The sequence below is a fragment of the Halotalea alkalilenta genome, from assembly GCF_001648175.1.
Taxonomy (GTDB): domain Bacteria; phylum Pseudomonadota; class Gammaproteobacteria; order Pseudomonadales; family Halomonadaceae; genus Halotalea; species Halotalea alkalilenta_A.
Genome location: NZ_CP015243.1, coordinates 62,687 through 76,744, shown reverse-complemented (window position 1 = coordinate 76,744; position 14,058 = coordinate 62,687). Strand labels below are relative to the sequence as shown.

The following is a 14,058-nucleotide window of genomic DNA, read 5'->3' as shown; positions in this document are numbered from 1 at the left end:
TGACCTTTCCGTCGATATCTGATTTCTCATCACCCGCTGGTTATGCACCATCCGTCTCGCATTTGAGATCAGTGACTAGCCCGCTATCGCTGAGTGAATGGGTCACTTCGGTGGCGATCCAGGCGGTGGCGTCGATCTCGGGCTTGTAGCCGGTTACGCGCACCGGGGTTTCGACAGCGATGTCGGGGTGGCCGACAGTGAGTGTCAAGGTCCGCTCAGCGACGCCGAGCTGGTGGCGGCCGGCGCTGGTGATGCTGTCGACGACGGCGCGCAGGCCGATCGCGGCGGCGTTGGTGAGGAGTACAGGGGTATCGAGTGGGAACTTCTCAGCGTCGGCATCCGGCGCGGTCGCGATGAGTCCGGTCACGCTGGTCGAGACGGTGCGGATGGTGCGCGCCCCCTCGGAGATATCGAGGACGCGGACGCCATGATGATAGCTATCGGCGATGTTCGATTCCGGGTAGTGGGCGGACGATACGGTGCGCGGGGCAACGTGTGGCGCAGCACCGCTAGACCGGGCCAGGATGCGGGGTTGGGGAGGGTGGGGCGAGCGGTGGGCGTTGTAAAAATGGTGTGCACAATTGAACATGGACATTTGTCAATGAATTAAGTAAATAAAGTTATTGCCGATGATTAAATATGATTGGAGCCTCCCATGTCGGATGAAAGTAAAGTCAATGAAATAAAAGAATTCATTGAGTTGATCAAAAATTATGCATTTGGGGCGACATTGGTTCTAGCTTTGGCTGCAGTAGCAGTTGTTAAAGACGAGTTGGGTGGAATGGCGCTACTATTTGGGCTAGCCCTCTCCTTGGGTGGCATATTGATTCCTGTCCTTTCCGCTATTGACTATGGTCGGCGTTACCATGAACGGCAGAAAACTCGATGGCGAAAAATATGGGCATTTTCAGTTGGTGTTTTATCTCTTATTATGGCGCTAATAATAATTAGATCCACTATGAAGTATGCAATGGTAATACTCGGATAGATTGGTTTGAATGCGTGGAAGTGGCTGGACTGTATGCTTTGCTGTCGTGAGCTTCACCAGGAAAATTGTTGTTGCCTTCGCAGAGCGGGCGCCTTATGACGCGGGCGAGCGGTTTATGTCTTTTAAGCAGAGGGCATCAACCGGCCCCCGATAGTTGCCAGGGACTATGTGGATTGCTCAAGAAATGGAGACATTGCTCAAGGCAAGCCTACGGCAATGTAAGTCGCGCTGAGCCATGCTGTCGAAGTCCGATCAACACTGCGTAATCCCCATCGAAAGCCGTCGTTTCTCCAGCTATTGAGAACGGCCAAGGTATCGTATTCGCGCTGATCTCCTTCATCGTTTTCCGTGTGCGTCTCGACGACCACCGTGAACATTGTCAAAAACGATCGTACGAATGTATGGTCATAAGACGCTTCGATGTTCTGCCTACTCGTTTTTCCCCATTGGATCAGCAGGCCACCGATGATGGTGTATCCATTTCCCGATCCATTCAGTTCTTCCAGCGTTCGCTTTTGGAAAAAATCGCGTACGGCTCGTAAAATGTCGCAGCGCCCCGGCGTAGAGTGCCTCCTTTGAGCCGAAAGCCGCGTACAGGCTGGGCGATCCGAGCCCCATCGCTTTGATAAGGTCGGCGATGGAGGTCGCTTCATAGCTCTTGGACCAGAACAGGCAGGTCGCCTGTGCCAGGGCGGTTTCACGATCGAACGCGCGTGGTCACCCGCGGCTGCGGCCCAGCGCTGTCTTGTCGGCTTGCAATGCCCGTTCAGGTTTTTGCATCGAGCGTCATATAACCCCGTTGACTCATCTCAGCAGCGTGGTAGAGCCATTTCTGTATCGATTAGAACATGATCTTCAGATGAGTGGGGGAGGCGGCCAGCGCTCAAGCACTCCATTCTATCCGGATATCGACACTTATAAGCATTTTAATGATCGAAGCATCTTGAATGCAATGTAATGACAAGTCCTGGTGACCGACACATATCGCTTCGCAACATGCTTGTATCAATGGGGAGCCTGTCGGCATCGTCCGATGGCTGAAGTGAATCGATACTCGGCAGCCAATGTCAGGCCTCACCGTCGCCTTCTGCGATCTTGTCGTCATCGCCCGGATGGCGGGAAGACGGGATTCTCTACGATTCTGAGCTACGGAGGAGCGAGACGAGTTCAGGAGCCGTCGAAGTCATCCCTTGAAGATTCATGGAGATTCTCGCTTACAGCTGACGAATAATCTTGGTAGCTGTTCCGAATTGATTGCCGAAATATGGCGAGGAGTTCTTGGATAAATTCCCAAATACCCGGGACGCTTTTACGAGACCGTTCGATGATCTAAATCTCGAAAAATAGATCGTCAGAGAAGTCTTGAAATGCCGACGGTCCGCGCTCTGGTTCGATACGGTGAGATGAATCCAGCCGGAGACGAGTGCTCGTTTGGTAGGCTTGCTACGCTTTTTCTCAATCAGCATTGGATCGGTCATTGCCGATCGGATCCTGTCTATGCGTTTCACGATTGATCTCCTTCGCGAACCAGGAGGCGCCCATGCCCTATCCTGAAATCAAACGCGTCTACGTCGTCGACGAGCATTTCGGCACCAAGATCGCAGATCCCTACCGCTGGCTGGAGAACGATGCCAAGTGTGATCCCGACGTCGCCGCCTGGGTGGCAGCCCAGAACCAGCTCACCCGCGCCTTTCTGGCCGAGTTACCCGGCCGAGAGCTGCTGCGCGAACGGTTGACCACGCTGTTCGATCACGAACGCCTCACCGCACCGCAGGAGCGGGGGAATCGCTACTTCTTCACGCGCAACGCCGGGCTTGACGATCAGGCGCTCCTCGTCGCCCGCGAGGGCGTGAGCGGGTCGGATCGGGTGCTGATCGACCCCAACGGCTGGGCGGAGGACGGGTCGGGCTTTTTCTATTCGAGCTTTTCCGAGCCGGGGAAGGGCACGACGCCAAAGGCGCGCGTGGACGGTCATGCCGTCTACTTCCATGCGCTGGGCACGTCGCAGAAGGCGGATAGACTCGTCCATGCCACGCCCGAGCAGCCGTACCTGGTGCACGTGGCTGGCATGACCGACGACGGCCGGTACCTGGTCACTCCTCCCCCGGCTCGGGTGGTAGCGCACCGACCATCGTGGATCTGGCCAGTTCCGGCTGGACGCCGCGCACACTGGTCGCGAACTTCGACAACTACTGGTCCGTCGTCGGCAATATCGGGACGAAGTTGTTCCTGGCTACCCAGGAGGGTGCAGAGCGCGGAAAGATCGTGCCCCTGGATCTCGGTGATGCCGAGCCGACGTTCACTGACTTGATCGTCGAGAAGGAGGCGATCCTCAACGATGCATCGCTGTTCGGAGGCTGGCTCATCGTCTCCTACTTGGTCGATGCGAAGACGCAGGTGGAGCGCTACAGGCTTGATGGCTTCTCCGGCGGCGTCTTGGAGCTACCCGGCATCGGCAGCGCCGGGGGGGTTCGCGGCCGAGCGACGGACGACGAGGCGTTCTTCGTCTTCACCAGCCACAATGCGCCGACCACGATCTATCGCTACGACGTGGCCACCAACACAAGCTCAGTATGGGCGCAGCCGAAGATCGCCGTCGATCTCGATCGGATCGTCGTCGAGCAGCGTTTCTACGCCTCGAAGGACGGCACCAAGGTGTCGATGTTCATCGTCCGGCGCGAGGACGTCACTAGACCTGCCGCAACCCTGCTGTACGGCTACGGTGGCTTTGGAATCAGCGCTATCCCAATCTATTCGCCTGCCCAGTTGGTATGGGTGGAGCAGGGCGGTGTCGTTGCCGTCGCCAACATCCGCGGCGGTGGCGAATACGGCAAGGGCTGGCATGACGGCGGGCGTCTGCTCGACAAGCAGAACAGCTTCGACGATTTCATCGCCGCTGGCGAGTATCTGCGGGCCGAAGGGATCGCCTCATCCGATGGGCTTGCGATCCAAGGCGAGTCCAATGGCGGGTTGCTGGTCGGTGCCGTGGTCAACCAGCGGCCGGATCTCTTTGCCGCCGGGCTTCCCGGCGTCGGCGTGATGGACATGCTGAGTTTCGATCGCTTCACCGGCGCTCAGCTATGGATCAGTGAGTTCGGCGACCCGGCGTAAGAGGCGGATTTTCGCAATCTGCTGAGCTACTCGCCCTATCACAACATCCGCACCGGTAAGGCCTATCCCGCCATCCTGGTGATGACGGCCGACACAGACGATCGCGTCGTGCTTGCCCACCGCTTCAAGTATGTCGTCGCTCTCCAGGCTGCCGATCTCGGCGACCGCCCCCACCTTCTGCGCGTTGAGACCCGCGCCGGCCACGGCGTAGGAAAGCCGATCAACAAGGTGATCGAGGAGGTTGCCGACATCTGGGCTTTCGCTGTCCTGGACGAGGCTGACTTTGAAGGCAGCGGACTGACACCAATGGCTGATCGTCAGCCCATCGCCATCAGTGCTTGCGCAGCAGCGTCTGTGGGGCGACGCCGAAGGCCTTGCGGAAGGCGTGGCTGAAGTGTGAGAAATCCGAGAATCCATGGTCCAGTGCGACTTGGGAAACACTGCGCACATGGCCGTTCTCGATCGCCTCTCGGCTAGCCTGCAGGCGCTCCTGCCAGATCACCGAGACTGGCGTCTTCTGGTGTCGGGCGAATGCGCGGGTGATGGTGCGGGTGGAGACATGGTGCGCCTGGGCGATGCGCTCGATGGTCAGATTCGGATCGCTGAGGTGAAGACGAATGTAGTTCATTACCCGGGCGTATAGATCCAGCTCGGCGTTGGTCTTCTTCAGATCCTGCAGTTCCAGGCTGAGTACCAACAGGTCGAGCATCGTCTGCGAGAAGCGCTTGGAAATTTCCGCATCCTGAAGCCCTGGGGGAGTCGCGGCAGCCTGGAGCAGCATCTCACGCAGCGGGACCACGCCGGGGCGGCGGTCGTCCAGCACCTGGGCGGTGAGTTTCTCGACGCCGGGCAGGCGGAAGCTCAGCAGATGCCGGGGAATACGCACCAGGTGGATGTCGGAGCCGCCGAGGCTGAAGCGGAAGGTTTGCGAGGCGTCGTAGAGCATCAGGCTGCCGGCCGACAGCTTCGCCCTGCGGCCGCCTTGCTCCAGTTCGCCGTAGCCATGCCGGGTGAAGCCCAGCCAGAGGTCTTCGTCGGGGCCGCTGCGCAGATGCCGGGGCGTGCGCTCCCAATAATGCAACGGTGCGGACAGCGTGCAGATGTCAAGCGAGCCAAGGCCGCGGACAGCGAGTTGGCCTTCGAAGTCGCTTTTGACCAAAGGCTTGCTGGAGGCGGGAATGCAATGGCGACACACGACCTCCTTCCAATACTCGAAGCGGCGGGGGGCAGTGACGACGCTGGTCGAATACTGAGTGCTGCTCACGGCGGACACCTCGCATCGGCGGATCTACGACGACTGTTTGAGAGTCCAGCCTTCAAGCAATTAACAGGCCATGTCGCTGAAAGCCTCGACGAAGGTAACCAAGTCCTCACTTGATCCGGTCCCGCCGGTAGAGAGCGCCCGACCCAGCTCGCACCGCCACGCCCTCCCATGAGCCGTATCAGTGCGCGAAAGCGACTTGTCCGCGTTGCCGGATGGATCGGCGCCGCATACGGACTGCTGCTTCGCTTGCCGGTGTCACTTAATGATGCGTGAGGCGGAATAGGCCGCTGATCTTGCGCTGTTGTGGTGCGTGGTTGCGTGGCACAGCAGTGCGGGCGTTTTTGCGCCGCCGGTAAGTTGTCTCGTTCAGCCAAGTGGCTGTCCTTCTTGACCAAGCGCCGAGAGGCGCGCCTGCCTAATTTCTCTCTCGTCGAGTTTCTCCCACTCCGATCGACGAGGAATGCCCATGCTCGCCCAAGAGCGCCACTGGCTGACCGAACGGCCCCGTTTTACGCGACTGCGCGATTTGGCGTCGGATGCATTCGCTTCCTTCTCGACTCCATCACCGTCGCGGTGCGTCCCCGTCGAGCCGGGACGAACCTCGCTCGTATCACTCCATCCGCAAGCCTGAATTCAAAAATCACAACCAGGAGCTCCCATGGAATCCGCCATCGACCAGCACCTCAAATGTCCCCGCACGCTGTCGCGTCGGGTCGACGATGATTACCAGCCGCCTTTTCCCATGTGGGTGGCACGTGCGGATGCAAGCCTGCAGCAGGTGGTGATGGCTTACCTCGGCATACAGTTTCGCGAAGAGCAGCGTGAAGCCGCCCTGAAGGCCATGCGCGACATCGTCGCCAGCTTCGGCCTCGCCGATGGTCCGCAGCAGCATGATCTAACCCACCACACCGATAATCAGGGCTACGAGAACTTCATCGTCGTCGGCTACTGGCGTGATTCGGCCGCCTACTGCCGCTGGTTGCGTTCGCCGGAGGTGGATGGCTGGTGGTCCTCCGAGGATCGCCTGGGCGAAGGGCTGGGCTATTTCCGCGAAATCATCGCCCCTCGCGCCGAGCAGTTCGAAACCCTGTACGGCTTTCGCGACGACCTGCCCGGCGTCGGCGGCGTGATGGACGGTATCAGCGGCGATATCGAGGAACACGGCTACTGGGGTTCGATGCGTGACCGCTTCCCGGTCTCCCAGACCGACAGGATGCGGCCGTCCGGCGAATTGCGGGTCGTTTCCGGAGACCCCGCCAAGGGCGGTCGAGTGCTGGTACAGGGGCACGACAACATCGCTTTGATCCGCTCCGGGCAGGACTGGGCCGAGGCCGGAGACGAAGAGCGCGCGCTGTACTTCGACGAGATGCTGCCGCCGCTGCTGCAGGGGATGGACTTCCTGCGCGATGAGGGCCAGGCGCTGGGCTGCTACAGCAACCGCTTCGTACGCAACATCGATCTGGACGGCAACCTGCTCGACATCGCCTACGACATCGGGCACTGGCGCTCGCTCGACAGGCTGGAGCGATGGGCGGAGTCCCACCCAACCCACCTGCGCATCTTCACCACCTTCTTCCGAGTGGCTGCCGGCCTGCAGAAGCTGCGGCTTTACCACGAGGTGTCGGTGTCGGATGCCCGCAGCCAGATGTTCGAGTACATCAACTGCCACCCGCGGACCGGCATGCTGCGCGACGCACAACCGATGCAGGCCTGATCCCTCGCCACCGAAACCGCCTGCCGCTCGAGGCGGCACGGCCTCCCTTTGCCAAGGAGCAACAATAATGTACCAACCCCGCCTCCTGCTGCTCGCCGCTTTGCTGCCCGCCCTGCCTGCCCAGGCCGTCGAAGTGGCGCCCGGTGACTACGAGCAGCTCCCCGCAGGATCGACCGTTGGCCTCATCTATTACCAGCACTCCAGCACCGATGCCCTGTACTCCCAAGGGCGCAAGAGCAGCTCCGACTTCAACCTGACCTCCAACATCGGCATGCTTCGCCTGCTGCATGTCTACCGGTTGAGCGACAGGGTGACCATCGATCCGCAGTTCCTGGTGCCATTCGGCCATGTGTCGGGCAACGGCGATGCATCCGCCATGGGCAGCGCCAGCGGAATCGGCGATCTCATCCTCACCGCGCCGATCAAGTACCGGCTCAACGACGCCCGGGATACCCTCAGCGCGACCGCTTATCTCTACGTGCCTACCGGTGACTACGATAAGAACGATGCGCTCAACCTTGGTGAGAACCGCTGGAAAGTCGACTTCCAGGCCGCCTACATCAAGCACTTCACCGAGAATTGGGCCCTCGACCTGGTCGGTGACGTCATCTGGTACGGCGACAACAAGGATTTCGGTTCCTCATCCTCCCGGCTGGAGCAGGACGTCTCCTATAGCGCCCAGATCATGGGGCGCTACATGCCTGATCCCACCACCGACTTCGGCATCGGCTTCGGCCACAACTGGGGTGGGGAAACCCAGGTCGACGGCGTCGATCAGGACAACAGATTGGAGACCACCAATCTCCGCCTCACGGCCAGCAAGTTCGTCACGCCCAAGGACCAGGTCCAACTGCAGCTGGGGCGGGATCTATCGGTGGACAACGGCGCCAGGGAAGACTTTCGCATGAACCTTCGCTATGTCCGGGTGTTCTGAGCCCGTCGTCGCACGGCATGGGTTCGGCAGGCTGTCCTTCTCGACCAAACGGCTGTCCTTCTGAGCCAAGCGCCAGTGAGTCGCTCGATCTAATTTGGATCCGGTGGCGCTGGATTCCATGCCCCGCGCGAAGCGTCCGCGCCTTGCATTCGTACAGCACATTTTCCGTAGTGGCCGGCTGCGCTGGCCCGACCTGGAGCAGGAACAGGAAACTCCCATGGCTATCGTTCGCCCCAATCTCGATCAACTCCAAGACCTTGCCAGCCGCCTGCATATGCGGCTGACATCGGAGCAGGCCAGTGAATACCTGGCCCTGATGCAGTCAAGCTTCGACGCCTACGACCTGGTCGATGAGCTGCCCGATGAAGTTCCCGAAGTTCGCTACCCTCGTTCCGCTGGCTATCGACCCAGCGGCGATGAGAACCCGTGCAACGCTTGGTACTACAGGACCGAAGTTCAGGGGAGTGCCGAGGGAAAGCTGGCCGGGCGTACCGTCGCGCTCAAGGACAACGTGGCGTTGGCCGGGGTGCCGATGATGAACGGCGCCTCCACCCTGGAAGGTTTCGTACCATCCTTCGACGCTACTGTGGTCACCCGCCTGCTCGACGCCGGGGCGACCATCCTCGGCAAGGCCACCTGCGAGCATTTCTGCCTGTCCGGTGGCAGCCATACCTCTGACCCTGAGCCAGTGCACAATCCGCGTCGCCACGGCTATGCCGCGGGCGGTTCCTCCTCCGGCAGCGCTGCCCTGGTGGCCGCCGGGGCGGTGGACATGGCCATCGGTGGTGACCAGGGCGGCTCCATCCGCATCCCCTCGGCGTTTTGCGGCACCTACGGGATGAAGCCGACGCATGGCCTGGTGCCGTACACCGGCGTCATGCCGATCGAGGCGACCATCGATCACGTTGGACCGATCACCGCCAACGTGCGCGACAACGCTCTGATGCTGGAGGTGCTGGCCGGTGCCGATGGCCTCGACCCGCGCCAATATGCGCCGCCGGTCGATGCCTATTCCGAGGCGCTGGGGCGTGGCGTGGAGGGCTTGAAAATCGGCATCCTGAGCGAAGGCTTTCATTTGGCCAACCTGGACCCCCGCGTGGCCGACAAGGTGCGTGAGGGCATCGCCCGCCTGGAACGGCTGGGTGCCGTGGTCAGCGAGGTGTCAGTAGCCGAGCACGGCTTGGCGGGATCGCTCTGGCACCCGATCGGCTGCGAGGGCCTGACGGTCCAGATGATGCATGGCAATGGCATGGGTTTTAACTGGAAGGGACTCTACGACGTCGGGCTACTGGACAAGCACGTCGGCTGGCGCAACAGCGCCGATGCGCTTTCCGCATCGCTCAAGCTGTGCATGTTGGTTGGCCAGTACGGCCTCGAACGCTACAACGGCCGCTATTACGCCAAGGCCCAGAATCTGGCGCGCAGGGCGCGGGCCGGCTACGACCAGGCGCTGGATCGTTATGACCTGCTGGTGATGCCCACCGTACCGATCACCGCGCAGCCACTGCCGGCGCTCGGCTGCCCGGTGACCGAGAACGTGACCCGGGCGCTGGAGATGATCGGCAACACCACGCCCCTGGACGTCACCGGTCACCCGGCCATGTCTGTCCCCTGCGGTCAGTTGGATGGTCTGCCGGTAGGGCTGATGCTGGTGGGTCGGCACTTCGCCGAAAGCACGATCTACCAGGCTGCGGCCGCATTCGAGGCGGCTGGCGATTGGCAGACGTTCTAAGGCGATCCCTGCGCGAAATACCGGTCAATTTCAGATCAGCGAGGCACCTGACATGAACCATGAACACGACCATGACCACACCGAGCCGCCGGAAGAGATCGAGCTGCGCGTCAAGGCGTTGGAATCTCTCCTGCTCGAGAAGGGGCTGGTCGATCCCGCTGCCCTAGAGGCATTGATCGACACCTATGAACACAAGATCGGCCCGCGCAACGGTGCGCGGGTGGTCGCCAAGGCCTGGGCCGATCCGCTTTACAAGCGCCGGCTGCTGGAGAATGCCACCGCGGCCATCGCCGAACTGGGCGTCTCCGGCGTTCAGGGGGAGGACATGCTGGTGGTGGAGAACACCGCCGATATCCACAATGTGACGGTCTGCACACTGTGTTCCTGCTACCCCTGGCCAACCCTCGGGCTGCCACCGATCTGGTACAAGTCGGCACCTTATCGCTCGCGCATCGTGATCGATCCGCGCAGCGTGCTGGCAGAATTCGGCCTGACCATTGCCGCGGACAAGGAGGTCCGCGTCTGGGACAGCAGCGCCGAGCTGCGCTATCTGGTGCTACCCGAAAGACCCGCGGGAACCGATGGATGGAGCGAGGAGCAACTGGCCGAGCTGGTCACGCGGGACTCGATGATCGGAACGGGACTGGCCAAGTCTCCGGATGATGCGCCATAGCCTGCTGACGAGGAGCGACTTATGAACGGGATACACGATCTAGGTGGTATGCATGGACACGGACCGGTTCTTGCGGAAGTCGATGAGCCGTACTTCCATCATCAATGGGAGCGTAGGGCGTTCTCGCTGTTCCCCGCTCTCTTCGTCGGCGGACACTTCAATGTGGATGAATTCCGCCATGCCATGGAGCGCATGGAGCCTGCGCATTACTTGCAGGCCAGCTACTACGAGCACTGGATTCACTCGTTCGAGACCATGCTGCTCGAAAAGGGAGTGATTTCCGCCGCCGAGCTCCGGGGAACGGCCGAACCGACTCGCAACTCGGTCGCGGCGCCCGTGCTGACCCTGGACATGGTGGCGCCGGTCGTCCAGACCGGCGCGTCTGCCCGCGTCGACCACGCAGTGGATGCCCGCTTCGCAGTGGGGGACCAGATACGCGCGAAGAACCTCAACCCGACCACGCACACTCGGCTGCCGCGCTACGTCCGTGGCAAGGTCGGCAGGATCGAAGCCGACCACGGTGTTTTCGCCACGCCGGATACCATGGCGCACGGGCAGGGAGAGCAGCCCCAGCACGTTTACAGCATAAGCTTCACCGCTCTGGAGCTATGGGGCGAGGCACGTGCGGACAAGGTGTACATCGACCTGTGGGAAAGCTATCTGGAGGAAGCATGAGCGGGATGACGCGAAACGATTGCGAAGCCATTGGCCTACCGAAGGACGAAGAAGGCCCGGTATTCGACAAGCCGTGGCAGGCCCAGGCTTTTTCGATGATGGTTCACCTGTACCAGTCGGGCCTGTTCCCCTGGCGGGATTGGGTCCAGGTGTTCAGCGAAGAGATCAAGGCATCGCCAGCGCTGCCGGGAGAAAGCGCCAATGACACCTACTACCGCCAATGGACGTCGGCGATGGAAAAAATGATCGCTTCCCTGGGCCTGACCGACGCGGAGGATATCTCGCACCGGGCATCGGAGTGGCGACAGGCGTATCTGAACACGCCACATGGGCACCCGGTGGCGCTGGCCCATGCGAGCTGTCCGCCAATGCACCATGGGCATGCGCCGCATCGTTCACCGGTGGCCGTCAGTCCGGCAACCGCTGGTTGAACCCGAAACGGCCCTGCGTTCAGCCGCGCTCCGGGTGATGCGCTGATCGCTGGTGCCCATAAGCCTCAATTCGACGCTGTCGCAGACGGCCAAGGAGATCACCATGCATATCGAGCCCGGTCTTGTGGATGCCGGCAAAATCTGGCTGAGCCATGCCACGGTGGCAGGCACTGGCGCCTACACCCTCATGCTTGCGCGGGAGGCGATGCGCGAGCGTAGCCTGCCCTCGCTCATGGCGCGGACCTTGGCAACGACCGCCCTGGTCTTTTGCTTCTTCGAGGTCTTGCCGCATCACCCTGTCGGCGTCTCCGAGGTGCATTTCATCCTCGGGTCGACGCTGTTTTTGCTCTTCGGCGCGGCGCCAGCAGCAATCGGCCTGGCACTTGGGCTACTGATCCAGGGCATATTCTTCGCGCCTTTCGATCTGCCGCAGTACGGTATGAACGTCACCACGCTGCTGATGCCTCTGTTCGCGGTGTCCGCCCTGGCGCGCCGCATCATTCGGCCGGACACTGCCTATGTCGACCTGACGTATCGCCAGGCGCTGGCACTTTCGACGATCTATCAGGCCGGTATCGTGTCTTGGGTCGCCTTCTGGGCGTTCTATGGCCAAGGTTTCACCGTCGAGAGCGCGATGCCGATCCTGGCATTCGGTGGCGCCTATATGCTGGTCATCGTCGTCGAGCCCCTGGTAGACCTTGCTGTCCTCGCTATCGCCAAGAGAGCGAACCGCCTGCGGGGGAATGCATTGGTCGAGCGGCGGCTGTATGAGGTTGCGTGAGCCATACAATGGAAGATCGGCACCGTAGTCCTGAAGCCTGGCCCTGAACTGGATCCAGGATCCCGGGCCCTGGAGTGCTACTTTCCGGACGATGTGGCAATCGAAGCCAGCGGTGGCCTGCGGGTAATGATCGTTGGGTAAGCGTTGGCCCCGGGGAACGTCGCGTAGCCGCGCATGTTCCCCGGGGCCATCCCGCCCGTTCAATCCTCGCCAGCACTGCGATGTATTTCGGCCTCACGCCAGCGCCTGGGGAGATCGGCGTTTTACCCAGGGCGAGAAGAGGCGGGTCATGGGGCGTTCCAACCATAGGTAGGTCAGGCAGCCGCAGGCGGTCGCGCTCGCCCCTAGTATGGCGATGGTGAAGAACATGCTGGCCAAGCCGTTCACGCTGAGACCTATCTTTTGCAGGATCACCGCGAAGGCGCCAATCAACAGCATGTGGCAGAGGTAGATGGAATAGGAGGCGTTGCCCAGGTGAATGAGCAGCCTGGGGTAAGCAACGCGCTCGCCACGATCCAGCGAGAGAATCGAATAGAACACTGCGAAGGTAAGCGGGTAGAGCAGTGGTTTGATTTCGTACTGAAAGGCTATCACGTAGGCCGTCGCGGCCAGGATCGCGCATATCGATTGGTTGATCGCTGGGATGGGGAGATGGAATCCGCATCGGTTGGCGACGCCGTAGAGCATGCCGATGGTGAAGCAGAGAATGATGTCCCAGGTATAGAACTCGAGCAGCAAGCCGCCTTCCGTCGACCAGCCCAGTATGACCAGTCCGATGGTGCTGGCGACGACGAACAAGATTCCTATTTTCCGGCTGAATATCAGTGACAGTGAGAACAGCAAATAGAACATCATTTCAAGGCAAAGTGTCCAGCCCACTGAAAGTATGGGGGTGGGGAAGTCGAGCTGATCGACCTTGACCATGGGAACGAAGAAAAAAGAAGCCATCGCGCTGAGCCAGGTGAATTTCATCGAACTGTAGGCGGATGGATAGATGATGAAAGAAGCGATGGCGAGAAGGGTAAAGAAATAATACATCGGCAAGATTCTAACGCATCGCTTGAGCAGGAAGTAGGTGGTTTTGCCGGCGGAAAAGTCGTTCCAATGAACGTAGATCATTAGATAGCCGCTGATCATGAAGAAGATTTCAACGCCCAGCCGCCCGGTCGCGCCGCCGATATCGATGAACGGGAAGTTCGAGGAGACCAGCTTCAGTGCAAACTGATTGGCATGGCTATACACCACCAGCAGGCAGGCAACGCAGCGGAGAATAGTGATCGACTCTAGGTCGGTGGTTCTGGCCATGCGCCTGGTTCCTCGTATGTCGGTGCGCTGAAAGCAACGATCTCGACGTCCATTGCGCATTCTCTGCGACGTTCTGCGTACATACGAGATGAAGGTTGAACAAAGAAATGATTTGATGATGAAAAGAAACGATCAAAGGGTGTGAAGATTACCGGAGAGAATCCGCTGGGTTTCCTGGTCACGATGGTGGGATATGGCCTCTTTTGATGGCCTATGTCTGCGCCGTTTGCAACCTGATGAGTCAATTAATCTGCAAATGCGCTCATTTTCAGTGTTAGTGCGCTCGATGTAATGAAGACAGGGCTAATTGCTGGCGTCTAGAATATTGGTCGGCTGAAGATATCCTTCACAGACTCGATCATTAATGAGCGCCAGAGCAACCAAGGCAGCCTGACCACGCTATGTCGCTAACCTTCAATCGCTCGAGATTATGATGATCTAAGCTGTATG

General features: G+C 60.2%; 14 protein-coding genes and 1 pseudogene. 10 read left to right on the top strand and 5 right to left on the bottom strand.

Annotation, left to right across the window (positions count from 1 at the left end):
- Positions 1 to 40: 40 nt before the first annotated feature.
- Positions 41 to 589 (bottom strand): hypothetical protein, encoded by a 549-nt coding sequence (locus A5892_RS20610; RefSeq protein ID WP_064121104.1) that lies wholly within the window; start codon positions 587 to 589, stop codon positions 41 to 43.
- Between the two features lie 66 nt (positions 590 to 655).
- Here A5892_RS20610 and A5892_RS20060 point away from each other — a divergent pair, with 66 nt between their 5' ends.
- Positions 656 to 988 (top strand): hypothetical protein, encoded by a 333-nt coding sequence (locus tag A5892_RS20060; protein WP_150123436.1) that lies wholly within the window; start codon positions 656 to 658, stop codon positions 986 to 988.
- Positions 989 to 1,185: 197 nt separating this feature from the next.
- Here the strand turns inward: A5892_RS20060 and A5892_RS21055 are convergent, their stop codons facing one another.
- Entirely contained in the window at positions 1,186 to 1,440 is a 255-nt protein-coding gene (locus A5892_RS21055) for a hypothetical protein (RefSeq protein ID WP_441294770.1), read from the bottom strand.
- Positions 1,418 to 1,678, bottom strand: a complete 261-nt coding sequence (locus A5892_RS20605; RefSeq protein ID WP_223302858.1) for a TetR/AcrR family transcriptional regulator — start codon at positions 1,676 to 1,678, stop codon at positions 1,418 to 1,420. Before A5892_RS20605 ends, A5892_RS21055 begins: the two co-directional genes overlap by 23 nt.
- Positions 1,679 to 2,528: 850 nt before the next feature.
- Here A5892_RS20605 and A5892_RS20600 point away from each other — a divergent pair.
- Positions 2,529 to 3,299, top strand: a complete 771-nt coding sequence (locus A5892_RS20600; RefSeq protein WP_064121103.1) for a hypothetical protein — start codon at positions 2,529 to 2,531, stop codon at positions 3,297 to 3,299.
- Positions 3,194 to 4,492: pseudogene (locus A5892_RS20595) on the top strand (prolyl oligopeptidase family serine peptidase); the annotation flags it as partial. The gene A5892_RS20600 and the pseudogene A5892_RS20595, both read left to right, overlap by 106 nt.
- Here A5892_RS20595 and A5892_RS00350 read toward each other — a convergent pair.
- Positions 4,431 to 5,363, bottom strand: a complete 933-nt coding sequence (locus A5892_RS00350; RefSeq protein WP_064121101.1) for a helix-turn-helix domain-containing protein — start codon at positions 5,361 to 5,363, stop codon at positions 4,431 to 4,433. The pseudogene A5892_RS20595 and the gene A5892_RS00350 sit on opposite strands and share 62 nt — an antisense overlap.
- A gap of 658 nt (positions 5,364 to 6,021) precedes the next feature.
- Between A5892_RS00350 and oxdA the strand changes: the two genes are divergently transcribed.
- From oxdA to A5892_RS00315, 7 genes are all read left to right on the top strand, one after another.
- Positions 6,022 to 7,077 carry an aliphatic aldoxime dehydratase gene (oxdA, locus tag A5892_RS00345; RefSeq protein ID WP_064121100.1) on the top strand — a complete coding sequence of 352 codons (1,056 nt, stop codon included), beginning with the start codon at positions 6,022 to 6,024 and terminating at the stop codon, positions 7,075 to 7,077.
- A 67-nt stretch (positions 7,078 to 7,144) separates the two neighbouring features.
- Positions 7,145 to 8,011, top strand: coding sequence for a transporter (locus tag A5892_RS00340; RefSeq protein WP_064121099.1), 867 nt, complete (start codon positions 7,145 to 7,147; stop codon positions 8,009 to 8,011).
- Between the two features lie 103 nt (positions 8,012 to 8,114).
- Entirely contained in the window at positions 8,115 to 9,743 is a 1,629-nt protein-coding gene (locus tag A5892_RS00335; protein WP_223302747.1) for an amidase, read from the top strand.
- Positions 9,744 to 9,795: 52 nt separating this feature from the next.
- Positions 9,796 to 10,416, top strand: coding sequence for a nitrile hydratase subunit alpha (nthA, locus tag A5892_RS00330; RefSeq protein WP_064121097.1), 621 nt, complete (start codon positions 9,796 to 9,798; stop codon positions 10,414 to 10,416).
- Positions 10,417 to 10,437: 21 nt separating this feature from the next.
- Complete coding sequence (nthB, locus tag A5892_RS00325) at positions 10,438 to 11,091, top strand: nitrile hydratase subunit beta (RefSeq protein ID WP_064121096.1); 654 nt, start codon at positions 10,438 to 10,440, stop codon at positions 11,089 to 11,091.
- Positions 11,088 to 11,522 carry a nitrile hydratase accessory protein gene (locus A5892_RS00320; RefSeq protein WP_064121095.1) on the top strand — a complete coding sequence of 145 codons (435 nt, stop codon included), beginning with the start codon at positions 11,088 to 11,090 and terminating at the stop codon, positions 11,520 to 11,522. The genes nthB and A5892_RS00320 overlap by 4 nt, the downstream gene beginning before the upstream one ends.
- Before the next feature lie 103 nt (positions 11,523 to 11,625).
- Entirely contained in the window at positions 11,626 to 12,303 is a 678-nt protein-coding gene (locus A5892_RS00315; RefSeq protein ID WP_064121094.1) for an energy-coupling factor ABC transporter permease, read from the top strand.
- 234 nt (positions 12,304 to 12,537) lie between these two features.
- Here A5892_RS00315 and A5892_RS00310 read toward each other — a convergent pair whose 3' ends face one another.
- Positions 12,538 to 13,608: an acyltransferase family protein gene (locus A5892_RS00310; protein WP_064121093.1), complete on the bottom strand. Its 1,071-nt coding sequence runs from the start codon at positions 13,606 to 13,608 to the stop codon at positions 12,538 to 12,540.
- Positions 13,609 to 14,058 lie beyond the last annotated feature (450 nt).